Origin of the sequence: Caballeronia cordobensis (assembly GCF_001544575.2) — a bacterium.
Classification (GTDB): domain Bacteria; phylum Pseudomonadota; class Gammaproteobacteria; order Burkholderiales; family Burkholderiaceae; genus Caballeronia; species Caballeronia cordobensis.
The window spans coordinates 110,081-132,130 of sequence record NZ_FCNY02000008.1 but is presented as its reverse complement, the minus strand read 5'-3'; the positions used below and the strand labels follow the sequence as shown (position 1 = coordinate 132,130).

21 protein-coding genes are annotated in these 22,050 nt (G+C 65.0%); 15 read left to right on the top strand and 6 right to left on the bottom strand.

Features of this window, described 5'->3' with window-relative positions:
- Nucleotides 1-49: 49 nt before the first annotated feature.
- Genes AWB70_RS16980 through AWB70_RS16970 form a run of 3 tightly spaced genes read right to left on the bottom strand, consistent with a single transcriptional unit; the run spans nucleotide 50 to nucleotide 2,454 of the window.
- A complete protein-coding gene (locus AWB70_RS16980; RefSeq protein ID WP_053570560.1) occupies nucleotides 50-652 on the bottom strand; it encodes a flavin reductase family protein in 603 nt (200 codons plus the stop codon).
- Between the two features lie 38 nt (nucleotides 653-690).
- Entirely contained in the window at nucleotides 691-1,995 is a 1,305-nt protein-coding gene (locus AWB70_RS16975) for an MFS transporter (RefSeq protein ID WP_053570761.1), read from the bottom strand.
- Between the two features lie 57 nt (nucleotides 1,996-2,052).
- Nucleotides 2,053-2,454 (bottom strand): RidA family protein, encoded by a 402-nt coding sequence (locus tag AWB70_RS16970; RefSeq protein WP_053570561.1) that lies wholly within the window; start codon nucleotides 2,452-2,454, stop codon nucleotides 2,053-2,055.
- A 385-nt stretch (nucleotides 2,455-2,839) separates the two neighbouring features.
- Here AWB70_RS16970 and AWB70_RS16965 point away from each other — a divergent pair, with 385 nt between their 5' ends.
- Complete coding sequence (locus AWB70_RS16965; protein WP_045456723.1) at nucleotides 2,840-3,904, top strand: LacI family DNA-binding transcriptional regulator; 1,065 nt, start codon at nucleotides 2,840-2,842, stop codon at nucleotides 3,902-3,904.
- A gap of 13 nt (nucleotides 3,905-3,917) precedes the next feature.
- On the opposite strand, the gene AWB70_RS16960 is transcribed toward AWB70_RS16965, so the two are convergent.
- Nucleotides 3,918-4,772, bottom strand: coding sequence for a CPBP family intramembrane glutamic endopeptidase (locus AWB70_RS16960; protein WP_053570562.1), 855 nt, complete (start codon nucleotides 4,770-4,772; stop codon nucleotides 3,918-3,920).
- A gap of 296 nt (nucleotides 4,773-5,068) precedes the next feature.
- Between AWB70_RS16960 and AWB70_RS16955 the strand changes: the two genes are divergently transcribed.
- From AWB70_RS16955 to AWB70_RS16905, 11 genes are all read left to right on the top strand, one after another.
- Entirely contained in the window at nucleotides 5,069-6,766 is a 1,698-nt protein-coding gene (locus tag AWB70_RS16955; protein WP_082378150.1) for a 5-guanidino-2-oxopentanoate decarboxylase, read from the top strand.
- Nucleotides 6,763-8,238: an aldehyde dehydrogenase family protein gene (locus AWB70_RS16950; RefSeq protein ID WP_053570563.1), complete on the top strand. Its 1,476-nt coding sequence runs from the start codon at nucleotides 6,763-6,765 to the stop codon at nucleotides 8,236-8,238. The genes AWB70_RS16955 and AWB70_RS16950 overlap by 4 nt, the downstream gene beginning before the upstream one ends.
- 141 nt (nucleotides 8,239-8,379) lie before the next feature.
- Entirely contained in the window at nucleotides 8,380-9,477 is a 1,098-nt protein-coding gene (locus AWB70_RS16945; RefSeq protein WP_053570564.1) for an ABC transporter substrate-binding protein, read from the top strand.
- 5 nt (nucleotides 9,478-9,482) lie between these two features.
- Nucleotides 9,483-10,403 (top strand): ABC transporter permease, encoded by a 921-nt coding sequence (locus tag AWB70_RS16940; RefSeq protein WP_053570565.1) that lies wholly within the window; start codon nucleotides 9,483-9,485, stop codon nucleotides 10,401-10,403.
- On the top strand, nucleotides 10,400-11,242 hold the full coding sequence (locus AWB70_RS16935) for an ABC transporter permease (protein WP_053570763.1): 843 nt from the start codon (nucleotides 10,400-10,402) through the stop codon (nucleotides 11,240-11,242). The genes AWB70_RS16940 and AWB70_RS16935 overlap by 4 nt, the downstream gene beginning before the upstream one ends.
- A gap of 11 nt (nucleotides 11,243-11,253) precedes the next feature.
- A complete protein-coding gene (locus AWB70_RS16930) occupies nucleotides 11,254-12,327 on the top strand; it encodes an ABC transporter ATP-binding protein (RefSeq protein ID WP_053570566.1) in 1,074 nt (357 codons plus the stop codon).
- A gap of 77 nt (nucleotides 12,328-12,404) precedes the next feature.
- A complete protein-coding gene (locus AWB70_RS16925) occupies nucleotides 12,405-13,178 on the top strand; it encodes a transporter substrate-binding domain-containing protein (protein WP_053570567.1) in 774 nt (257 codons plus the stop codon).
- Between the two features lie 43 nt (nucleotides 13,179-13,221).
- Nucleotides 13,222-13,971: an amino acid ABC transporter permease gene (locus AWB70_RS16920; protein ID WP_014193479.1), complete on the top strand. Its 750-nt coding sequence runs from the start codon at nucleotides 13,222-13,224 to the stop codon at nucleotides 13,969-13,971.
- The gene (locus AWB70_RS16915) at nucleotides 13,968-14,624 is read left to right on the top strand and encodes an amino acid ABC transporter permease (RefSeq protein WP_045456715.1); all 657 of its coding nucleotides are present in this window, start codon (nucleotides 13,968-13,970) and stop codon (nucleotides 14,622-14,624) included. The genes AWB70_RS16920 and AWB70_RS16915 overlap by 4 nt, the downstream gene beginning before the upstream one ends.
- Nucleotides 14,625-14,664: 40 nt before the next feature.
- Entirely contained in the window at nucleotides 14,665-15,390 is a 726-nt protein-coding gene (locus AWB70_RS16910; RefSeq protein ID WP_014193481.1) for an amino acid ABC transporter ATP-binding protein, read from the top strand.
- 64 nt (nucleotides 15,391-15,454) lie between these two features.
- A complete protein-coding gene (locus AWB70_RS16905) occupies nucleotides 15,455-16,348 on the top strand; it encodes a LysR substrate-binding domain-containing protein (RefSeq protein ID WP_053570568.1) in 894 nt (297 codons plus the stop codon).
- 18 nt (nucleotides 16,349-16,366) lie between these two features.
- Here AWB70_RS16905 and AWB70_RS16900 read toward each other — a convergent pair whose 3' ends face one another.
- The gene (locus AWB70_RS16900) at nucleotides 16,367-17,302 is read right to left on the bottom strand and encodes a LysR family transcriptional regulator (RefSeq protein WP_053570569.1); all 936 of its coding nucleotides are present in this window, start codon (nucleotides 17,300-17,302) and stop codon (nucleotides 16,367-16,369) included.
- A 105-nt stretch (nucleotides 17,303-17,407) separates the two neighbouring features.
- On the opposite strand from AWB70_RS16900, the gene AWB70_RS16895 reads away from it, so the two are divergent.
- Entirely contained in the window at nucleotides 17,408-18,523 is a 1,116-nt protein-coding gene (locus tag AWB70_RS16895) for an NADH:flavin oxidoreductase (RefSeq protein WP_053570570.1), read from the top strand.
- A gap of 15 nt (nucleotides 18,524-18,538) precedes the next feature.
- On the opposite strand, the gene AWB70_RS16890 is transcribed toward AWB70_RS16895, so the two are convergent.
- Entirely contained in the window at nucleotides 18,539-19,522 is a 984-nt protein-coding gene (locus AWB70_RS16890) for a cupin domain-containing protein (protein WP_053570571.1), read from the bottom strand.
- 111 nt (nucleotides 19,523-19,633) lie between these two features.
- Between AWB70_RS16890 and AWB70_RS16885 the strand changes: the two genes are divergently transcribed.
- Nucleotides 19,634-20,173: a carboxymuconolactone decarboxylase family protein gene (locus AWB70_RS16885; RefSeq protein WP_053570572.1), complete on the top strand. Its 540-nt coding sequence runs from the start codon at nucleotides 19,634-19,636 to the stop codon at nucleotides 20,171-20,173.
- Nucleotides 20,174-20,252: 79 nt separating this feature from the next.
- The gene (locus AWB70_RS16880) at nucleotides 20,253-21,653 is read left to right on the top strand and encodes an FAD-dependent oxidoreductase (RefSeq protein WP_053570573.1); all 1,401 of its coding nucleotides are present in this window, start codon (nucleotides 20,253-20,255) and stop codon (nucleotides 21,651-21,653) included.
- The last annotated feature ends 397 nt before the right edge of the window (nucleotides 21,654-22,050 follow it).

The following is a 22,050-nucleotide window of genomic DNA, read 5'->3' as shown; positions in this document are numbered from 1 at the left end:
GAAATCGTTTTCGATCGAAGGCACACGTGTGCCGTCCATTACGCGGCGCTCAGACAACCGGGCGATGCATCTCGAACATGTCGCCTATCTGCGCGTAGTCCGCGCGATAGCCGGCGCGCATGATCGGCTGCGCGGCGCGCGTATCGAAGAAACCGTCCTTCAGATACGCCTCCTGGATATGTACGCCGACGACTTGCCCGAGCACGAGCCAGTTGTCGGTAGGCTTGCCGTTCATGTCGTGCAGATGCACGACCTGCAGGAGCCTGCATTCGAGCGCTGCCGGCGACTCGCCGACCCGCGGCGCCGAGACGTTGCGTCCCGCGACAGGCGTCAGGCCCGTCAGCTCGAATTCGTCGATCTCGGCCGCGACGGTCGCCGAAGTCAGATTCATCTGCTCGGCAAGCGGGCGCGTGGCCAGGTTCCAGACGAATTCGCCCGTCGCCTCGACGTTGCGCAGGCTGTCCTTGCGCCCTTCGCTGGAGAAGCCGATGATCGGCGGCGCGCTGCCGAAGGCGCCGAAGAAGCTGTACGGCGCGAGGTTCGACTGACCGTTCGCGCAACGCGTCGATATCCAGCCGATGAGGCGCGGCGCGACGATCGCCTTGAACGGATCATGCGGCAGGCCGTGGCCCGCGGCGGGATCGTAAAACATGGACGTCTCCGAAGTTTCGAGGGATGCGGATCGAGATGTCATCTGCGGGTGGGACTCGCCGCTTCGAGCAGATCGGCCTCGACATGGCCTGGGTCGTCGGCGACGACGTTGGTGAGATCGCGGCCGCGCGTCTCCGGCAAGAAGGTCAGCGCGAGCAGTGCGCAGAAGTAGCCGATGAAGCTGAAGAGCGCGATCGATCCCACCATGCCCATGCGCTCCGCCACCACCCCCACCAGCGCGACGGAGAGCGCGCCGAGCGACTTGCCCACGTTGTACGAGAAGCCCATGCAGGTCGTGCGGATCTCGGTCGGGAACAGCTCCGAGAGCATCGGCCCGATGCCGGCGAACGCGCCGTTAATGCCCATGCCGACCGGAAGCCCGAGCATCGCGAGAAGCCACGGGTCCATGGGAACGAAGAGGTAGCAGGCCGTCAGCGAAGCGGAAAAGATGCAGAACGCGATGGCGGTGAAGCGGCGCCCGAAGGAGTCGTTGAGATAGGCGAAGCCGACCTGCCCGATGAACGAGCCGATGCTCATCATCGTCGCCATCAGCGCCACGGTGGATACCGGCAAATGACGCACTTGCATGAGCATCGTCGGCAGCCAGATCATGATGGCGTAGCTGCTGGCCTGGAGCCCCGTGACGAGCAGCGCGGCAAGCAGGCTCCAGCGCCGGACATCCGCGCGGAACGACGAGCGCCATGTCGCCACGACCGCCCCGCCCGTCGCCTTCTTCATCTCGCGGAATACTTCGGGCTCGGGAATGTATCGGCGAATCAGCAGCACGACGATCGCGGGCACGACGCCGATCCAGAACGCCGAGCGCCAGGCGATCGACGCGGGCAGATACGCGAGCAGCAAACCCGTGATGACGGCGGCGAGCGCCCAGCCGACGGAGAAGCCGCTCTGCACCAGCCCGAGCGCCTTGCCCCGATGCGCGGGGTTGATGACTTCCGCCATCAGCGCGGCGCCGACCGCCCACTCCGCGCCGAAGCCGACTCCCTGCAAGGCACGCACGATCAGCAACTGGTGATACGAGTTCGTGAAACCCGCGATGATGCTGAACGCCGTGAACCAGATGATCGAGCCCGTCAGCACGCGCACGCGGCCGTGACGGTCGCTGAGAATGCCGGAGACCCACCCGCCGACCGCGGCCGCAAGCAGCGACGAGGTCGCGATCAGCCCTGCTTCGGTTTTCGAGAAATGCCAAGCCGCCATCAGCGCGGGCAACAGAAACGACAGGACCTGATTGTCGAAACTATCCAGCGTCCAGCCGCAAAAGCATCCCCAGAACGTGCGCCGTTCCGCCGGAGCCGCTTCCTTGTACCAGTCAAACGCCTGCATCGTCATCTCCTCATTGAACTGCGCGGTTCTCGTGCGCGCTTGCGCACTTGCGCCGGTTTATCGGTCGATATCGCCACTCAGGGCGATCGCGCTGATCTCGACATGCGCGCCATAGTGCAAGTGACCGCACGGCACGACGGTGCGAGCCGGCGCGCGCTCGCCGATGAACGCCCGATACAGTTCATTCACCCTCGGCCAGTTCTCGATGTCCGACACATAGATCTGCACGCTCAACAGCCTGTCGATGTCGCTTCCCGCTGCCAGCAGCACTTCACGCACGTTCGACAAAGCCTGATGAACCTGCGCGTCGAGTCCTTCGGGAATAACGACGCCGTCCGCGTTTTCGAGCGGCAACTGGCCGGAGACGAAAATCAGACCATTCGCTTTCGTTGCCTGCGCGTAATGTCCGCGCGGCAGAGGCGCATTGGGTGTGACGATATATTCGATCAAGTTGCTCACCTTTGAGTGAAAGTGCCTGCGGTTCCGAAATCCATTCGAGTTATCGAAAACGATTTCGAGACGAAGATAGCAGTGACTTCCTCAAGCTTCAAGGAATAAAAATCCGGCTTTCGAAATCGTTTTAGATGACCATCCGAGCGTTCGATTCGGGCGAGAGCCAAGCCCCGCCGGCGAAAAGAGGCCATGTCGGATGGCTTTTTCCTGTTCGACTTCGGTTCCGTTCGAAGGGTAAACACCGATGACTCACCGCCCGCTGCGCGGCATTTTCGAAATCGATTTCTGGCGAAACATCGGCGTTTCCCGCGAACACGGCATGCGCGCGTAAAATGTTCGAAAAATCGTTTTCGACGCTCCGCGCGGAGCGGACCTGTGGAGAGCAGCCGGAATGAACATCCAGGAATTCGCAGCGAAGCTGAAGCTGTCCGTCAGCACCGTCTCGAAGGCGCTGAACGGACGCGAGGACGTCAGCGCCGACACCCGCAAGCGCGTGCTGGAGGCGGCCGAGCTGCACGGGTTTTCGCCGGATCCGGCGGCGCGCCGTTTGCGACGGCAATCGGCGGATACCATCGCGTTCGTCGTGTCGCCGCCGCAGACATCGTTCGCGCATCCGTTCTTTCTGGACATGCTGATGGGCGTGAACGATGCGATGGACAACACCGGCTATCAGGTGATCGTCGCCTCGGCGCGCAGCGTCGAAACGGAGATCGATCTATTCAAGCGTCTCATCGAGCGGCAGCGCGTGGATGCGCTGCTCTTCGGGCGCACGCGGCGCGAGGATGAACGCATCGCCTATTTGCTCGAGCGCGATATTCCCTTCGTTGCCTTTGGCCGCAGCGAGACGTCCGATGCCTTCCCTTTCGTCGATATCGATCATCAGGTCGTTGGCCGCGCAGGCTGTGCGCGGTTCATTGCGCTCGGTCATCGCCGGATTGCGCTCGTTCACGCGCCGGAATATCTGATGTTCAGTCATCTCGAACGAACGGGCTATACGGAGGCCTTGCGTGCAGCCGGCATCAGGTTCGACAAGTCGCTCTGCATCGAGGCGGATATTTCGGAAGAAGGCGGGGCGGAAGCCGCGCGCCGACTGCTGAACCTCGCGGATCCGCCCACGGCGATCGTATGCGGGCACGATCTGATCGCGCTGGGGGCGCTGCGCGGCATCGCGGAAACGGGGAGAAGGCCGGGGCATGACGTCGGGGTGATCGGCGGAGACAACCATCCGATCGGACGATATGTACAGCCCGCGCTGACGACGTTCTCGGCGGAGACACATCGCGCGGGCAAGCGGATGGCGCAGATGCTGCTTCAGCGGCTCGAAGGTGCGTCACCGCAAACGCTTCAGGAGGTGTGGGCGCCTGAGATGATCATCCGCGCTTCGGACGGACCGCATCGGACGCCTGCGCGCGGCAAGGCAAGTGCATCCGCGCGAGCACGCGCGGTTCGTGCGTGAACTACACGGAACGTCATGACGTCCCGTACGCCTGAAGCATCGGATAAGTAAACAAGAGAAAGTGCGCCGCGTTCAACCCGAAGTGCGCCACGATTGCGGCAGCCAGGCCGCCAAAGCGATACGCGAGCCCATAGCCGATGCCCGCGAGACTAGCCAGCACGATCCAATGCCAGCCGCCGGGAAAATGCGCAAGCCCGAAAACGAGCGCCGCGATCATCAGCGCGATGATGTCCCCGTATGCAAAGCGCTTGAACAAACGCGACAATCCGCCCTGCACATACCCACGGAAAAAGGCTTCTTCTGTCATCGTGACGAGCAGCAGATTGTTCAGCATGAAAAGCCACGTCGACGAAGGCCACTTCGGTTCCCATCTCACCATGCCGAGCGCAAGCGCGAGAAGCAGGCAGACGATAGTCGTTCCCGCCAGACTCGCCATCCCCGCTTTCATCGATGCCAGCGTCCCATGGCGCGGGCGCGTCCACGGCCATGCCAGCAGCAGCCAGAAACCGACGAGCGGCTTGTCGAGGTTCAGGTACATCGTGAACGGTACCGCCTCCGCTGAAAGCCGCTCGGGCCCGATGACGCGCGGGTTATGAAAGCCCGGCAGCCAGTGCAGGCTCAACGCAACGGCCAGCGCAATGAACAACGCGTGACCTGCATAACGCAGCCACGCCCGACGATGCGGCGCGACCGCAGCCGCGGCGGCCAGGAGCAATGCGAGCGGCATCGCGGCAAGCGGCGTGATCTGGCCGCCGGCCAGCGCCGCGCCATACGCGATGACGAGCAGACCCGGCACGAGCCATCGCGGAGCCGGCGACCAGACGGCGGCCGCAGCCAGAAATAGCGCGATGAAAGGCGCCGCGACCATAAGCATGTCTCCTTGAGTGAGTCGGTGAGTCGATCGAGGCGTGAATGATGACAGCTTTGGCTTAGCGCCGCGTTAAGTCGAAGCGCATTCGCTTGAACTCCACGAATAACGCTCGATTGTCAAACCCGCCTCCACTGCGGCGGTACGCCTGCGCATGCAGGAAAGTCATGCGCCTCATGAAATCTTTTCGATTGTTGCCGCGACGAGGCCGCGTCGAGAATGGTTCCAAATCCAGCCGCCGGTGCTCGTCTCACCGGCCGCGTCCGCGCTCAAATCAACCAGGAATGCGACGACCGATGAACCTTCGCGAATCCACCAGGCACTTCCACGAACGCAACGTGAGCATGGCGAACAGCGACGTGACCCCCTCCCCCCAAACGTGTGGCGAAGCGCTCGTCACGTTGCTCGAGACCTACGGCGTCCAGTACGTCTTCGGCATTCCGGGCGTGCATACCGTGGAGTTGTATCGCGGCCTTGCGCACTCGTCGATCCGGCACGTGACGCCCCGTCACGAACAGGGCGCGGGCTTCATGGCCGACGGCTACGCGCGGGTCACGGGCAAGCCGGGTGTGTGCTTCATCATCACCGGGCCGGGCATGACGAACATCGCGACCGCGATGGCGCAAGCCTATGCCGATTCCATTCCGATGCTCGTGATATCGAGCGTCAACGCGCGCAGTCAACTCGGCCACGGCGACGGGCGTCTGCACGAACTGCCTTCGCAGCGCGAAGTATTCGATGGACTCGCCGCGTTCTCGCACACCGTGCTAAATGCGGCCGAGTTGCCTCACGTGCTGGCGCGCGCGTTCGCCGTGTTCGAAAGCGCGCGGCCGCGCCCCGTGCATATCGAGATTCCGCTCGATGTCATCGTGTCGCCGATGAAAGCGATGAAAGCATCGCCCGCCGTGCGTCCCGCAAAGCCCGCCGCGCATCCCGCCGCGCTCGCGTTAGCCGTGGACCTGCTCGCCGATGCATGCCGCCCGCTGATTCTCGCCGGCGGCGGTGCGGCGCATGCCGCGCCCGAACTGCGCGAACTCGCCGATCGGCTGCAGGCGCCCGTCGCGCTCACCATCAACGCGAAAGGGCTGCTGCCGCGCGGCGCGCCGCTGCTCATCGGCTCGACGCAATCGCTGCCGCCCACGCGCGCGATGATCCGCGAAGCCGACGTCGTGCTCGCGGTCGGCACCGAACTCGGCGAAACCGACTACGACGTGATGTTCGATGGCGGCTTCGCGATCGACGGACAGCTCATCCGCATCGATATCGACGCGCAACAGGCGATGCGCAACGCGCGTCCCGATGTGGCTATCGTCGGCGATGCGCGCGACGCGCTGAGCGCGCTGTCGACGCGGCTGCACGAACGGCCGGTCCGCCCCGCCTCGCCGGACTGGGGCGCCGCGCGCGTGGCGCTGGCGCGCGACGCCGTCATGGCCGCCTGCGACGCCGCGGCGCATTCGCAGCAGCGCCTGATCGACACGATCATCGGCGCCCTGCCCGATGCCGTCATCGCGGGCGATTCGACGAGCCCGGTCTACGCGGGCAATTTCCTTCACGATGCGCCCGCGCCGCGTGCGTGGTTCAACTCGTCGACCGGCTACGGCACGCTCGGCTACGGACTGCCCGCCGCCATCGGCGCGAAGCTTGCCGCACCCGACCGGCCCGTCGTGTGCCTGACAGGCGACGGCGGACTGCAATTCACGCTGCCGGAACTGGCGAGCGCGGTCGAAGCGCGCGTGCCCGTGATCGTGCTGCTGTGGAACAACTTCGGCTATGGCGAGATCCGCAAGTACATGGATCAGCGCGCGATCACGCCCGTCGGCGTCGATATCTACACGCCCGATTTCATGGCGCTGGCGCGCGCCTTCGGATGCGAGGCCGCGAGAGCCGACGACCCGCAGACGCTCGACCTCGCATTGCGGCAAGCTATCGCGCGCGAGATTCCAACCGTGATCGAAGTTCGCGAAGCGGACTGGTTCGCGCGGGTGCCGTCATGAGCGCGCCGGCCCGTCCCCGTTTCGAATCCCCGCTGCGCACGCGGCTTTTCATCGACGGCGAATGGTGCGTGTCCGAGACGCGGCAACGGCTGCCTGTCGTCGATCCATCGACCGAGGAAACGATCGTCGAAGTGGAAGCCGGCGGCCCCGCCGACGTCGATCGCGCGGTGCAAGCGGCGTCGCATGCGTTTGGCGCATGGAAGCGCACGACGGGCACGGAGCGCGCGACTTATCTGCGTGCCATCGCGCGCGGCGTGGAGGCGCATGGCGAGCAACTCGCCGCGCTTCAGTCGCGCAACAACGGCAAGCCGATCGCCGAATCGCGCATCGATGTCGGCGACGTGGTCGCGACCTTCGACTACTACGCGCAGCTCGCCGAAACGCTGGATGCCGCGGACGAAGCCATCGCGATTCCGAGCGCCGATCATCGCGCGGTGATCCGCCGCGAACCGGTGGGCGTGGTCGCGCTGATCGTGCCGTGGAACTTCCCGATGGTCACGACGGCGTGGAAGCTCGCCCCCGCGCTCGCCGCCGGATGCGCGGTCGTGCTGAAGCCGTCCGAATTCACGCCGCTGCCGGAACTGGAACTCGCCGCGATCGTCGAGCGCGCCGGGCTGCCGCGGGGCGTGTTCAACGTCGTGACGGGCACCGGCAGCGAAGTCGGCGCGGCGCTCACGGCGCATCCGCTCGTGGCGAAGGTGTCGTTCACCGGCAGCACGGCGGTCGGCGAGCAGGTGATGAAAGCGGCGGCGCCATCCATCAAGGGCGTGAGCCTCGAACTGGGCGGCAAGTCGCCAATTGTCGTGTTCGCGGATGCGGACCTCGATCTCGCCGTCGATCTCGTCATGGGCGGCGCGTTCTTCAACGCCGGACAGATGTGCTCCGCGACGTCCCGCGTGCTCGTCGAGCGGCCGCTTGCGGAGGCGCTGATCGCGCGCCTCGCCGATCGCGTCGCGCGCACCGTCGTCGGCGACCCGTTCGCATCCGGCACGCAAATGGGGCCGCTCACGAATCGCGCGCAATTCGAACGGGTGCAACGCTTCATCGCCTCCGGCAAGGCGGACGGCGCCCGTCTCGTCGTGCAGGGCGGCGTGCCGGAAGGCCCCGGCTATTTCGTGCAGCCGACGATGTTCGTCGATGTGCCCGCCGCCAGCGCGGTCTGGCGCGAGGAAATTTTCGGACCGGTGCTGTGCCTGCGCAGCTTCGATACCGAAGCCGACGCGATCGCCGCGGCCAACGACACCGAGTTCGGGCTGGTGGCCACCGTCGTCACGCGCGATGCGGCCCGCGGCGAGCGCGTGGCCGGCGCGCTGCAGGCGGGCGTCGTGTGGATCAACGCACCGCAACTGATCTTTCCGCAGACCTCATGGGGCGGCTACAAAAAAAGCAGCCTCGGCCGCGAACTCGGGCCGTTCGGTCTCGCCTCGTTCCAGGAAGTGAAGCAGATATTGAGTGCGGTCAGCGCCGACTGAAAGGTTTTTCGAAGCTCGGAGCCATGCATTCGGCTCATGGCGATCATGCCGAGAATTCGATTGTTGCCGAAATTTTGCGTCCCTAGAGTAGTTCCACCGAAGCCGGTTCAGACCGTCGCACCGTTCATCGAGGAGTGAGCCATGCAAGACATCAAGCGAGGCAGAAGGCACGCCATCAAGACCATCGGCATGGCGCTCGCCGCGTCGAGCCTGCCGATGCCGTTCATCAGCACGGCGCGGGCGCAGGAGAAGAGCTTCGCCGGCAAGACGCTGCGCCTCCTGACCTGGTCGGACGACACCGGCGCGGCGGCCTTGCGCAACATCGCCGCGACCTTCAGCCAGAAGACCGGCGCGCAGGTCGTCGCCGATCGCGCCGACGGCACCTCCGGCATGGTGGCGAAAGTAAAGGCGGCGGGCGACCGGCCGACCTACGACGTCATCACGCTCGCGGGCGTGGGCGCCTCGGGCCTCGCGGATGCCGGCCTTCTGATGAAGCCCGATCTGAACAAGCTGCCCAATCTGCAGGATGTCGCCCCGCCCTACCGCACGGGCGCGAATGGCTTCGGCGTCGGCTATCTGCTGTGGTCGGACGGGCTTGTCTACAGCACGGCATCGGTGAAGACGCCTCCTTCCAGCTACGAAGCGCTTTGGGATCCGAAATATTCGGGCCGCATTTTCCTGCCGCCGCCGGAATGGGCCGAAGCGGTCGATCTCGCGATCATCGCCGCGAAGATGGCGGGCGGCTCGCAGCAAAACATCGAGCCGGGTTTCGCGAAACTCGCGCAACTGAAGGACCGCGTGCTCACGCTCGGCGAGAACCCGAATCAGGTCGCCGATCTGTTTCGCACCGGATCGCTGGATATCGGCGGCATCTACTCGCCCGCCTTCTTTCCGAATCAGTTGCGCAAGCCCGAGTACAAGATGGCCGTCACCTACGGCATGAAGGAAGGTTTCGCGACGCAGCTCATGTTCACGGTGATTCCGAAGGCGCATCCGGGCGACATCGACCTGATTCACGCGTTCATCAACCATTCGCTCGATGCGGGCGTGCAAGGCCGCATGGCCGCCGACGTGCTGAACGGCCCGGTGAACTCGAAAGCGGTGATTCCGGCGGAAAGCCGCGCGTTCGTGCCGTCGCCCAAGCAAATCGCGGAAAGCGCGGTGCTGCACGACGACCGTGCGCTGGCCTCGGTGCAGCCCGCCTGGATCAAGCGCTATACGGAAATCTTCTCGGCCTGACCTCCATGTCCGCTCTCTCTTTCCGGCGCAGACCGGCGGCGGTCACGGACGCCGGCCCCGCGCAGCCGGCGGCGCCCACGCTGCCGAAGGTGCCGCCGTGGATGCTGCTCGCGCCCATCCTCGCGTTTCTCGCCGTGCTCGTCGCGGCGACGCTCGTGGTGCTGCGCATGAGCTTCGGCGTGCCGGGCAACGAGTGGCACGCGCTCACACTGCGCAATTACGCGGACCTCGCCGATTCGTACTTTCTGCGTTCGCTCTGGCTCACGCTGAAGCTCGCGTTTCAAAGCATGATCTGCGCAGTGCTGCTCGCCATTCCCGTCGCGCTCGCGATGGCGCGCACCGAGTCACGGCTCGCGCGCAGGCTTCTGCTCGCGGGCGTGCTGCTGCCGCTGCTCGTCAACCTGTTGCTGCAAGGCTATGGCTGGCTCGTGATGCTCGGACCGGCCGGCATGCTGAATCACGCGCTGCTCGCCGCCGGCGTGATCCGCCGTCCGCTGCAATGGCTCTATCGCGAGAACGGCGTGCTGCTCGGGCTGATTCAGACCGCGTTCCCGCTCGCCGTGCTGCCGCTCGCAAGCGCGATGCGCGCCATCTCGCGCAGTTACGAGGAAGCCGCCGCGACGCTCGGCGCGACGCGCGGGCAGACGCTGCGCCATATCGTCCTGCCGCTCGCCATGCCCGGTCTCGTGTCCGGCGCGCTCCTCGTCTTCGCCTACAACGCGAGCGCGTTCGCCGTGCCGCTGCTGCTGGGCGGCCGCCGCGTGCCGATGCTCGCCGTGCTCGTGCACGACCAGGTCGCGCCGCTTTTGAACTGGCCGGCGGCGTCGGCTTCCGGCGTGGTGCTGATGGTGGCGACGCTCATCGTCATGTCGGTTTCGCAACGGCTCGTGCGCAGCCTGCAACGCCAAGAGGAATGCCGCTCATGACCACCCTGCGCCTCTCCGCGACCATGCCCGGACGGCTGAGCCGCGCGGCCAGCCTGCTCGCGACCGTCGTGCTGTTTCTCGCCGCCTTGCCGATTCTGACGATGATCACCATGTCGTTCGGCAATTCGGACACGCTCGAATTCCCGCCGCCGAGCTTCGGGCTGCGCTGGTATCACGCGGCGTGGCACACGTTCCTGTCGCCCGATGCGAGCGACGTGCTCTCGATGGGCACGGCGCTCACGACGAGCCTCATCGTCGCGATCTCGACGATGCTCATTGCCACCGCGGTCTCGGTGCCGGCGGCCTACGTGCTCTCGCGCTATCGCTTTCGCGGCAAGAGCGTGATCGAACAGCTCGTCGCGCTGCCGCTCGTCTATCCGCTCGTGATGCTCGGGCTTGCGCTGCTGCTCGTGTTCAACGTGCTGCCCGTCGAGCTCGGCATCGCGCGGCTCGTCATCGCGCACGTGATTCTGGCCTTGCCGTTCACGGTGAAGAACTGCGCGGCATCGGTCGCATCGATCGGACCCGAGTTCGAGGAAGCCGCGTGCCTGATGGGCGCGAGCCCGCGCCGCGCGATCGTCGATGTGGTCTTGCCGCTCATGCGCCCGGGCATTCTCGCCGGCATGCTGTTCGCGTTCATCATCTCGTTCAACGAATTCACGGTGACGTTCTTCCTGTACGGCATCGACACGATGACGCTGCCGATCTGGCTGTACAGCCGCACTGTGTCCTCGCTCGATCCGACCGTGTTCTCGTTCGCGGTCGTCATCGTGCTCATCGATTTCGCGTTGATCTGGCTGCTCGAAAAGCTGGTCGGCGATGAAGGCGTCGCGCTGTAAAAGGAGCCCTCATGACTCATCTGACACTTCAGGCGGTGACGAAGCGCTTTCACACCGCGTATGCGGTCGATCACGTCGATCTCGCCGTGCCCGACGGCAAGCTCGTGTGCTTTCTCGGCCCGTCCGGCTGCGGAAAGACGACGCTCTTGCGCATCATCGCGGGGCTGGAAACGCCGTCGTCCGGAACGGTCGCATTCGCCGGACGCGACCTGACGCACGTGCCCGCCAACCAGCGCGATTTCGGCATGGTGTTTCAATCGCTCGCGCTCTTTCCTCACATGACGGTGGCGCAGAACATCGCGTATCCGCTGCGCTTGCGCCGTGTCGCGAAGGATGCGCAAGCCGCGCGCGTCGCCGAACTGCTCGACCTGATCCAGTTGCCGCACATGGCGGACCGGCCGGTTTCGCGTCTGTCGGGCGGGCAGCGGCAGCGCGTCGCGATTGCCCGCGCCATCGCGTCCTCGCCGAAGCTGCTGCTGCTCGACGAACCGCTCTCCGCGCTCGACGCGAAGCTGCGCGAGGCGATGCAGGTCGAGATCCGTCTCCTGCAACAGCGCCTCGGCATCACGACGATCATGGTGACGCACGATCAGCGCGAAGCCATGACGATGGCCGATGAAATCGTCGTGATGGAAAAAGGCCGCATCGCGCAGGTCGGCCGGCCGCTCGACATCTATCGCAATCCCGTGAGCGAGTTCGTCGCCGATTTCATCGGGCTCGGCAATATCCTGCCGGTCACGATCGATGGCACGGATCGCATCGCGCTTCCCGGCGGCCAGCGGATCGCCGTCGCCGCCGCGGCGCGCACGAACGGCGCGACTGACGATATGCGCCTGCTGATTCGCCCCGAAGACGTATCGATGCGCCCGGCCATCGCCCAACCGGGACCGAATGTGCTGGCCGGAACGGTGGCGTTCATCCGCGACGTGGGTTCGTCGCTCGAAGCGACCATCGATTGCGCGGGCTTTACGCTGACCGCGGCCACGACCCCGCGCGAGACGCCGGATCTACAGATAGGCATGCCCATTTTCGCGGAGCTGCCGCCGCATGCCTGCAAGCTCATCGCGGCTCGCACCGCGCACTGATTCACACCGCTCGAAACATCGATAGAGGAGACACATTCATGAACACGACGACTTCCGCGTAACGCCTCGTGAAGCGCATGTCCGCCGCCCTCGCCCTTGCCGGCGTCGCAAGTCTTTGCGCATTCGCGCCGCTGGCCCACGCCGATGCGCTCGATACGATCAGCAAATCCGGCGTGGTCCGCATCGGCGTCTTCATGGACTATCCGCCGTTCGGCTCGATCGGGCCGGACATGAAGCCGCAGGGCTACGACATCGACGTATCGAATCTGCTCGGCAAGACGCTCAACGCGAAGGTCGAACTCATTCAGGTCACGGGCGACAACCGCATGGCGTATCTCGCCGACCATAAGGCCGACATGCTGCTCTCGGTCGGCAAGACGCCCGAGCGCGAGAAGGTGATCGACTTCTCGCAGGCGTATGCGCCGTACAACCTGGCCGTGTTCGGTCCGAAGTCGCTCGCCGTGAAAAACGCGGGCGACCTCGCGGGCAAGAGCGTGGCCGTGGCGCGCGGCACGCTCGAAGACCTGAGCGTGAGCAAGGTCGCGCCGCCCTCCACGACCATCAAGCGCTTCGATGATCCGAATGGCGCGATCTCCGCGTTTCTCGCCGGGCAGACGCAATTGCTCGTCGTCGGCAACGACGTGGGCGCGACCATCATCGCGCGCCGTCCGGCGAACGAACCCGAGCAGAAGTTCTCGCTCTTCAGTTCGCCCGATCACGTCGGCCTGAACAAGAACGAGCCGCGCCTCAAGCAGAAGGTGGACGAGGCCATCGCCGCCGCGAAGAAGGACGGCACGATGAACGCGATCTCGCAGAAGTGGCTGCGCGCGCCGCTGCCGGCCGATCTGTGATGCGCCGCGCTCATCCGCTCGCTCGCACGCCGAGGACGCCACGATGACCTATACCTTCGATTTCAGCGACTTCGGCCTCTACGCCGACGTGCTCGTGCATGGCGTCGCGGTCACGCTCGGCCTCACCGCGCTTTCCACGCTGCTGGGCGGTCTGGTCGGCATCGGCGGCGCGTGTCTTGCCGTGACGGGCTCGAAGCCGGTGCGCGCCGCCGTGGCGACGTATGTCGAGATCATCCGCAATACGCCGTTTCTCGTGCAACTGTTCTTCGTGTTCTTCGGGCTGCCGAGCCTCGGCGTGCGCATCGGCGAGATGGAAGCCGCCGTGCTCGCGATGACGGTGAACCTCGGCGCGTATGCCACGGAGATCGTCCGCGCGGGCATCGACTCGATTCCGCGCGGACAAGTGCAGGCCGCGATGGCGCTCGGCTTGCGCGGTCCGCACGTGTTCCGCCACGTCGTGCTGCCGCAGGCGCTCGCCAACGTGTTTCCGGCGCTGCTCGGGCAGGTGCTGATCGTGATGCTCGGCTCGGCGGTCGTGTCGCAAATCTCGGTGCCGGACCTGACGCATGCCGCCAGCTTCATTCAGTCGCGCAACTTCCGTTCGTTCGAATGCTACTTGATCGTCACCGCGATCTATCTGCTGCTGTCGATCGTGCTGCGCATGCTGATCAACCGGCTCGGCAAGCGGCTGTTCGCGGGACGCGCCGCGCGCGGCGGCGCGGGCGAATCGCGGCGCGGATGGCGCAACCTGTTTTCGATGCGCGTCGGCCTTCCGAAGGAGCGTTCACGATGATCGAGTTCACGCTATGGGATATCGCGCGCAACCTGCTGCTCGCCGCGCGCTGGACGGTTCTGCTGTCGTTGATCGCGTTCGCCGGCGGCGGCATCGCGGGCCTCGTGCTGCTCGCGATGCGGGTGTCGCCGCTGCCGTGGCTGCGCAGATTCGTCGTGCTGTACGTCGAACTGTTTCAGGGCACGCCGCTTCTGATGCAGTTGTTCCTCGGCTTCTTCGGCTTGCCGCTCCTGGGCGTCGAAGTATCGCCGTGGGCCGCCGCGACGGTCACGCTGACGCTCTATACCGGCGCCTATCTCGCCGACATCTGGCGCGGCTGCGTGGAAGCGGTGCCGCGCGGCCAGTGGAGCGCGGCGGCGAGCCTCGGCATGACATGGACGCAGCAGTTGCGTTATGTCGTCTGGCCGCAGGCATGGAAGATCGCCGTGCCGCCGACCGTCGGCTTTCTCGTGCAGGTCGTGAAGAGCACGGCGCTCACGTCGATCATCGGTCTCACGGAGCTGACCAAGACCGGAACCATGATCACGAACGCCGCGTTCCGCCCGTTCCCGATCTACGCCATCGTCGCGTTGCTCTACTTTGCGATGTGCTTCCCGCTGACGTGGTACGCGCGTGCGCTGGAGCGGCGGTATCGCATCGGCCGGCATCGCTGACGCTACGCTGTGACCCACATCCGTTCAATGAGGTTTGCGCATGATTTCCATTGGTAACGTGTCGAAGTGGTACGGGCAGTTTCAGGTTCTGGCCGATTGCAGCACCACGGTCAGCAAAGGCGAAGTGGTCGTGGTCTGCGGCCCGTCCGGGTCCGGCAAGTCGACGCTCATCAAAACGGTCAACGGGCTGGAGCCGTTTCAGAGCGGGAGCATCACGATCGACGGCGAATCCGTCCACGACAGGCGCACCAATCTGTCGAAGCTGCGCGCGAAGGTCGGCATGGTGTTCCAGCATTTCGAGCTCTTTCCGCACATGTCGATCACGCAAAACCTCACGCTCGCGCAAACGAAAGTGCTGGGGCGCTCGAAAGACGAAGCCGCCGACAAGGCGCTGCGCCTGCTCCAGCGCGTCGGCCTGCGCGCGCACGCGGACAAGTTTCCCGGCCAGCTTTCGGGCGGCCAGCAGCAGCGCGTCGCGATCGCGCGGGCGCTGTCCATGGATCCGGTCGCGATGCTGTTCGACGAACCGACCTCCGCGCTCGATCCGGAGATGATCAACGAAGTGCTCGACGTGATGGTCGAACTCGCGCAGGAAGGCATGACGATGATGTGCGTCACGCACGAAATGGGCTTCGCGAAGAAGGTCGCGCACCGGGTGATCTTCATGGATCACGGGCGCATCGTCGAGGACGACGGCAAGGACGCGTTCTTCGCGCATCCGCGCTCCGAGCGGGCGCGGGAGTTTCTCGGCAAGATACTTCATTAGCATCGTGTCCGGCTTGCTACCATAGCTTCGGCTGACACGATTTTCCTGATCGGAGACACGCCCCATGCGACGACTTCCTCCGCTCAATGCCTTGCAGATCTTCGAGACGGTCGCGCGGCATCGCAGCTTCACGCGCGCCGCTGAACATCTGTGCCTCACGCAAGGCGCGATCAGCCGGCAGATTCTCGCGCTCGAAGAGTACTTCGGCTTTCCGCTTTTCATACGGGGCGCGCGCGGGCTGACGTTGACGGCCGAAGGCGACGTGCTGCTGCCGGTCGTCCGGGAGGGCTTCGCCCGGATCGAAGAAGTCTCGCTGCGTCTCACGCGCCAGCGCACCGATCTCGCGCTGAAAGTGCCCACGTGCGTCATGCGCTGGATGCTGCCGAGAATCATGCGCTTTCAGAGCGAGCATCCCGAACTGCAACTGCAGATCACGACGACCTGGCAGCACGACGTCGACTTTCAGGTCGAATCGTTCGATGCGGCGATCATCTATGGCTCGTCGCCCGGTGCGGACGTGCATGCCGTGCCGCTCTTCGACGAGCAGCTTACGCCCGTGTGCTCGCCCGATCTGCTCACCGAAAAGCCGCTCGCCGCGGCGTCGGATCTCGCGCATCATGCGCTGCTGCATCCGACGCGCGATCACCGCGACTGGAAGCTATGGCTCGAGCGCGCAGGGGCGAGCGAGATCGACGCGACGCTCGGCCCGACGTTCGAGACCCTCGATCTGGCGACCAATGCCGCCATGCAGGGCTTCGGGGTCGCGATCGGCGACCGCACGCTGGTTGGCGAAGACGTCGCGGCCCGGCGGCTCGTGATGCCGTTCGAGACCGTGCTCTCGACGGGTTCGCGCTATTACTTCGTCTATCCGGACTGCGTCGCGCATCAGCCGAAGCTCAAGCTCTTCAGCGACTGGATGGTGCGTAACCGCGATGAGGCGGCGGCGATCCGCGCATAGCCGCACTACGCGCGCTTTTCATTCGGGCAAGCGCGGCACCGGAGTCTGATCGCCGTACGGCGGGCCGCAGCGTTCCACCAGATCCGACAGTTCCTGCTGAAGGGCACCGAGGAACACTTTCACCCGATTCGGCACATATCGCCGGCTGGGAATGACGGCCCACACCGACAGATCTTCCATCGCGGCGTCGTTCAGCCGAACGCGAACGAGCGAGTTGTCAGCAAGCTGTCTGAAGACATCCCAGTAGCTCAACAGGGCGAGCCCGAGTCCCTGCACGGCAGCCGTGCGCGCCGCCTCCACACTGCTCGTGGTGATGACCCCTTCGATGCGCTTGCGTATCGGCTTGCCGTCCACGACGAGCGGCCATCGTCCCACCGAATTGAGCTGGATACAGCGATGCTGGTCCAGTCCCCCCAGCGTCGCAGGGTGTCCGTGCTTTTCCAGGTACGCCGGCGAAGCGCAAATGAGGCGCGGATTCGCAGCAATCTTTTTCGCCACCAGTTCCGAGTCTTCGAGCGGAGCAATGCGCAATGCGAGATCCAGCCCCTGCCCCACGATATCGACCTGGCGGTCCGAAACATCCAGGTCGATACGCAGTTCCGGGTTGGCTTCGAGCAAGCCCGGCAGCATCGGCAAGACGACGGATTGGCCGAAGCCGCTCGGCGCCGTCATGCGCAATACGCCCGACGCCGCGCCCGAGGCAGGATTGAGTTCGGCGCGCGCTCCCGCTTCCGCATCCGCCATCGCCCGCGCATACGGGACGAACGCCTCGCCTTCCGCGGTCAGGGTCAGGGACCGCGTGGTCCGATGGAAGAGGCGCACGCCGAGTTCTTCTTCGAGCGCGGCGATGCGCCGTGACACCTGCATGGGCGCCACGTTCAACTGACGCGCCGCCGCTGACAGGCTTCCAGCCGATGCGACGGCAAGGAACGTCTGGACGTCCTGGGAGAACATCGTTTATATCCAAAAGTGTTAGGCCGGCTTCACGCGCCGGCCTCTGTTTCCTTCCGCTCGCGACGCCTACCATGCATTCACCTTCTTCACGACACGAGCAGCGACATGAACGGCACAACCTCTCCCATCCTTTCTCCGTACGACCGCAACGGCGTCGCCGTGCGGAACCGCATCGCCGTCGCGCCCATGACGCGTATCACGGCCACGGAATACGGCCAGCCGACCCAGACCATGTTCGACTACTACAAGCGCTTCGCGAAGGGCGGATTCGGGCTGGTGACGACTGAAGGCATCTACACCGACAAGGCGTTCTCGCAAGGATACCGGTTTCAGCCGGGCCTGGCCGATGACGAACAGGCCAGGGCATGGTCGAACTTCAATCGCGAGATGCAGGCGCACGGAACGCCCGTGTTCGCGCAACTCATGCATGCCGGGGCATTGAGTCAGGGCAACGTTTATCGAAGCCATACCGTGGGACCGTCGGCCATCCGCCCCAAGGGTGAACAGATGAAGTTCTACTTCGGTGAAGGCCCCTATGCCGAGCCGAAAGAGATGACGGCCGCTGAAATCGACGACGCCCTTCAGGGTTTCGTCGATGCGGCCCGGCGCGCGGTGAACATCGCCGGCTTCCGGGGTGTGGAGATTCACGGCGCCAACGGGTATCTCCTCGACCAGTTCCTGACGGCGAGCACCAACCAGCGGACCGACCGTTGGGGCGGCGACACACAGGCTCGCGTGCGCCTGCTCGCCGATGTCGTGAAAGCAGTCAGGCGCGACCTTGGCGCTGCCGTGCCCGTGGGCATCCGGATTTCACAAGGCAAGGTCAACGATTTCGCGTCGAAATGGCCGGGCGGCGAGGCGGATGCCGAAACGATCTTCGGCACGCTGGCCGATGCGGGCATCGACTTCCTTCACGTCACGGAGTTCGAGGCCTGGCAGCCGGCATTCGAAGGCACGCGCGACAGCCTCGTGACACTGGCACGCCGCCATGCGCCCAACGTGACGATCATCGCGAACGGCGGCTTGCACACGGCTCAACGCATCGACCTCGCACTGGCCGCCGGGGCGGATCTGGTGACGGTCGGACGCGGCGCGCTGGCGAATCCCGACCTGCCGAAGCTCCTCGAAAACCAGCGCGAACCGCGGGCGTTCGACAGTTCGATCCTTCAACCGATTGCGAGCATCAAGCCCGAAGAACTCGCGATGCAAGCGGCCGCGTAAGCGCGGCGCCTGCCTTCAGCCTGCAAGCTCCGCACGCTGTTTCCCCTGTTGCGAGCGACGCCAGTCCGCTGGCGTCATGCCCAGACGCTGGCTGAAGGCGCGCCGGAAAGCGGCTACGGACTGATAGCCGACCGCCTCGGCCACGACCTCAGTCGAGCTGCCCGGTCTTTTCAGTTCGTTGGCCGCGAGCGCCATCCGGATGTCGGTCAGAAGGTCGTTCGGCGAACGGCCCAGCTTGTCCTGGAAGTGACGGATCAACGTTGCGCGCGACATGCTGCAGAGGTTCGCCAGCTCGGGAAGCGTCCATGGCCGCGCCGGGTCGCCGATGATCGCCGTGAGCGCGGGCGAGAGACGCGGATTGCCCGCGAGGGCAAGCAGTCCGACAGGTGCATCGCCGGACCCGCTGGCCACGCGCATCGTCAGCGCGAACAGCGCCGCCGATAGCGCGTTCATCATTGCGTATCCGCCCAGATTGTCCGCACTGGCCTCCTTGCGCATGAGCGCCACGAGATCGTTCAACTGCGCCTGGGCCACGCCCTGCCCTTCCTCGCCATCACTACCCATCGCCCGCGACGTGCGCGTGACGAGCCGCGCAGGCAGATAGGCGCGGATCAACCGGTCGTGCGGCGGCGCCAGAATGATTCGCCCGCAGAGCATGTCGAGACGCGGACCGGTGCCCTTGTTTTCGCTGATGGTCAGGTTCAAAGCGGCGCGCTCGCTCGCCCGCTTCGGCCGCGCGCCGCCGCCATCATGGAGTCGATGCGCGGAGCCGTGCGCGAGCATCACGATGTCGCCCGCGCAGAGATGCTCGGGCTTGCCGGAACCCGGCGTCTCCAGAATGGCCGACCCGCCGAGCACGATGTGATACGGCATCTCGCCCGGCTCCGAATCTCCATAGATCACTTGCCAGGGCGCGCCATACGAGCAGCGCAGCTCGAGTTGTCCGCGTACCGTCATCATGGCGAGCAAACGGCTGAGCCAGTCTTGCGAAAGTGACATCACGACCTCGTTTGATACTTTCGAGCATGATATTGATAATTGAGCGACTCAACAAGCTCATTCTACGACCCTAAAGTGGAGGCTCCTAACCACCACTGAACGAGGTCCAACATGAGCCGCATCGCCATCCCCGCCACCCGGAACGCCACGGGCGACACCGCCGACGTCTACGCACGGGTTCGCGCCATCGCCGGCGGCAGCGTGCCGAATCTGTTCGCGGCGCTCGGCCATCTCGCGCCCGCGACATTGAACGCCGCACTGGACGCCGAAGCCGCGCTGGCATCGAGCAGTCTGAGCAAGCAGGATCTGGAAACCATCAAGCTGCTCGTGAGCGAGCAAACGGGTTGCGACTACTGCGTCGCCGCGCACGTGATGCTGGGCAAGATGACCGGCCTAACGCCCGACACGCTCAGGCATATCCGCGCGGGCCAGCCGACCGGCGATGCGCGGCGGGACGCGCTCATCGGCTTCGTGCTGAACCTGCAGACGACACGCGGCACGATCGATGAAAGCGCGCTTGCGGCGATTCGCGCCGCGGGCTACAGCGACACGCAGCTCGCCGAGATCTCGCTGGCGATCGCCATGACGATTTTCACCAACACGTTCAACCGCATCAACGACACCGACGTCGATTTTCCGCCGGTCAATTGACGCACGCCTCGCACCCGCAGGTCTCATGCGACGGATCCGCCGCGATCCGTCTCGCACTCTTCCCGGATTGGAGAAAGTCATGACTCAAGTCGAACATGTCGATACGTTGATTCTCGGTAGCGGCCAGGGCGGCAAGCTGCTGGCGTGGCATCTGGGCCGATCGGGCCAGCGCGTGGCCGTGATCGAGCGGCAATGGGTGGGCGGCTCATGCCCGGCGGTCGCCTGTCTGCCCAGCAAGAACGAAATCTGGAGCGCTCGCGTGGCCCATCTGGCCCGGCATGCCGCTGACTTCGGCGCGATGACCGGCCCCATCACGATCGACATGGCGAAGGTCCGCGAGCGCAAGCGCAGCATGGTCGAACGCGAAGCCGCGTTTCATGTGCAGGCGTATGCGGCGAGCGGCGCGGAACTGATCATGGGCGTCGGCCGGTTTGTCGGGCCGAAGACCATCGAAGTGCATCTGAACGATGGCGGCACGCGCACGATCAGCGGAAATCAGGTCGTAGTGAATGTCGGGACGCACGCCGCGATTCCCGACGTGCCGGGACTGGCGGCGGCCGAACCGCTGACGCACATCGGCGCGCTGGAGCTCGACCGTGCGCCGTCGCACCTGATCGTGCTGGGCGGCGGCTATATCGGCGTCGAAATGGCGCAGGCTTACCGGCGCTTCGGCAGTCGCGTGGCGATCGTCGAGCGCGGCGCACGGCTGATGGCGCGCGAAGACGACGACGTCAGTGCCGAGATGCTGCGCCTGCTTCGCGCGGAAGAGATCGATGTCGTGCTGGACGCGCGGACAGTCAGCGTCGAGGGACGCTCGGGCGAGCATGTGCGCGTGATCCTGCAAACGCCCTCGGGCGACCGTACGCTGGACGGCAGCGATATTCTGGTCGCCGCCGGCCGGGTTCCCAACACGGCCGATATCGGTCTGGAGCACGCAGGCATCGAGCTCGACGAGCGCGGCTACATTCGCGTGAATGATCGGCTGCAGACCTCCGCGCCCGATGTGTGGGCAATCGGCGAGGTGGCCGGCAGTCCGCAATTCACGCACGTATCGGTCGATGACTTCAGGATCGTCCGCGACAACCTCGCAGGCGGCAGTCGCAGCACGGGTGATCGTCTGATTCCCTACACGCTGTTCACCGATCCGCCGCTCGCGCGCGTTGGGCTGAACGAAAGCGATGCGCAACGTCAGAACGTGGCCGTCCGTGTCGCGACACTGCCGATGAACAACGTGCTGCGGACTGAAGCGACCGACGAGACGCAGGGCTTCATGAAGGTGCTCGTCGGCGCAAGCGATGATCGCATACTGGGCTTCACCATGATCGGCTCGGAAGCGGGCGAAGTCATGGCGGCGATGCAGACCGCGATGATCGCGGAACTCCCCTACCAGAAGCTCCGCGACGCCGTGATCTCTCATCTGACTGTCGCCGAAGGGCTTGGACCGCTTCTGTCGAGGGTGCCCGAGCGCGACCGCGTTTGAGGAAAAGGCGCGAGTGCATGTGATGCCCGTCGCCGCGCGATGGGCATCACGTCTCCGCTGCCGCGGCTCAGCCCGAGAAAAGCACGTTGCGATTGGATGTGTTGATCGCGACGATGCCTTCGAGTCGCGTTTGCGATGCGGAGCCGAAATCGGACATTCCGATTTTCGCTTCGCTTTCTTCGGATTACTAATCTAGTAAAGCCACCTGATCCCCTCCCTGCACCCCTGACCACCCGCCCCCTCGCACGACCTCCGTATTTACCCTAATCGCCTCTCAGTTCGCATGCGAACCAGAGCGCTAAATATATTTATATTGACGACTGGTATAAATATATTTTCTTCAGTATCTTACGGACGATCGCAGCAGCGCGACGAAACGCTCGCGCACGCCGCCACC

Excerpts from the sequence above, each read along its gene's own strand:
- AWB70_RS16920 (WP_014193479.1), top strand. The coding sequence starts at position 13,222 with ATGACCTATACCTTCGATTTCAGCGACTTCGGCCTCTACGCCGACGTG.
- AWB70_RS16955 (WP_082378150.1), top strand. The coding sequence starts at position 5,069 with ATGAACCTTCGCGAATCCACCAGGCACTTCCACGAACGCAACGTGAGC.
- AWB70_RS16980 (WP_053570560.1), bottom strand. The coding sequence starts at position 652 with ATGTTTTACGATCCCGCCGCGGGCCACGGCCTGCCGCATGATCCGTTC.
- AWB70_RS16905 (WP_053570568.1), top strand. The coding sequence starts at position 15,455 with ATGCGACGACTTCCTCCGCTCAATGCCTTGCAGATCTTCGAGACGGTC.
- AWB70_RS16900 (WP_053570569.1), bottom strand. The coding sequence starts at position 17,302 with ATGTTCTCCCAGGACGTCCAGACGTTCCTTGCCGTCGCATCGGCTGGA.
- AWB70_RS16935 (WP_053570763.1), top strand. The coding sequence starts at position 10,400 with ATGACCACCCTGCGCCTCTCCGCGACCATGCCCGGACGGCTGAGCCGC.
- AWB70_RS16945 (WP_053570564.1), top strand. The coding sequence starts at position 8,380 with ATGCAAGACATCAAGCGAGGCAGAAGGCACGCCATCAAGACCATCGGC.
- AWB70_RS16965 (WP_045456723.1), top strand. The coding sequence starts at position 2,840 with ATGAACATCCAGGAATTCGCAGCGAAGCTGAAGCTGTCCGTCAGCACC.
- AWB70_RS16895 (WP_053570570.1), top strand. The coding sequence starts at position 17,408 with ATGAACGGCACAACCTCTCCCATCCTTTCTCCGTACGACCGCAACGGC.
- AWB70_RS16960 (WP_053570562.1), bottom strand. The coding sequence starts at position 4,772 with ATGGTCGCGGCGCCTTTCATCGCGCTATTTCTGGCTGCGGCCGCCGTC.
- AWB70_RS16915 (WP_045456715.1), top strand. The coding sequence starts at position 13,968 with ATGATCGAGTTCACGCTATGGGATATCGCGCGCAACCTGCTGCTCGCC.
- AWB70_RS16930 (WP_053570566.1), top strand. The coding sequence starts at position 11,254 with ATGACTCATCTGACACTTCAGGCGGTGACGAAGCGCTTTCACACCGCG.
- AWB70_RS16890 (WP_053570571.1), bottom strand. The coding sequence starts at position 19,522 with ATGTCACTTTCGCAAGACTGGCTCAGCCGTTTGCTCGCCATGATGACG.
- AWB70_RS16885 (WP_053570572.1), top strand. The coding sequence starts at position 19,634 with ATGAGCCGCATCGCCATCCCCGCCACCCGGAACGCCACGGGCGACACC.
- AWB70_RS16880 (WP_053570573.1), top strand. The coding sequence starts at position 20,253 with ATGACTCAAGTCGAACATGTCGATACGTTGATTCTCGGTAGCGGCCAG.
- AWB70_RS16910 (WP_014193481.1), top strand. The coding sequence starts at position 14,665 with ATGATTTCCATTGGTAACGTGTCGAAGTGGTACGGGCAGTTTCAGGTT.
- AWB70_RS16950 (WP_053570563.1), top strand. The coding sequence starts at position 6,763 with ATGAGCGCGCCGGCCCGTCCCCGTTTCGAATCCCCGCTGCGCACGCGG.
- AWB70_RS16940 (WP_053570565.1), top strand. The coding sequence starts at position 9,483 with ATGTCCGCTCTCTCTTTCCGGCGCAGACCGGCGGCGGTCACGGACGCC.
- AWB70_RS16975 (WP_053570761.1), bottom strand. The coding sequence starts at position 1,995 with ATGCAGGCGTTTGACTGGTACAAGGAAGCGGCTCCGGCGGAACGGCGC.
- AWB70_RS16925 (WP_053570567.1), top strand. The coding sequence starts at position 12,405 with ATGTCCGCCGCCCTCGCCCTTGCCGGCGTCGCAAGTCTTTGCGCATTC.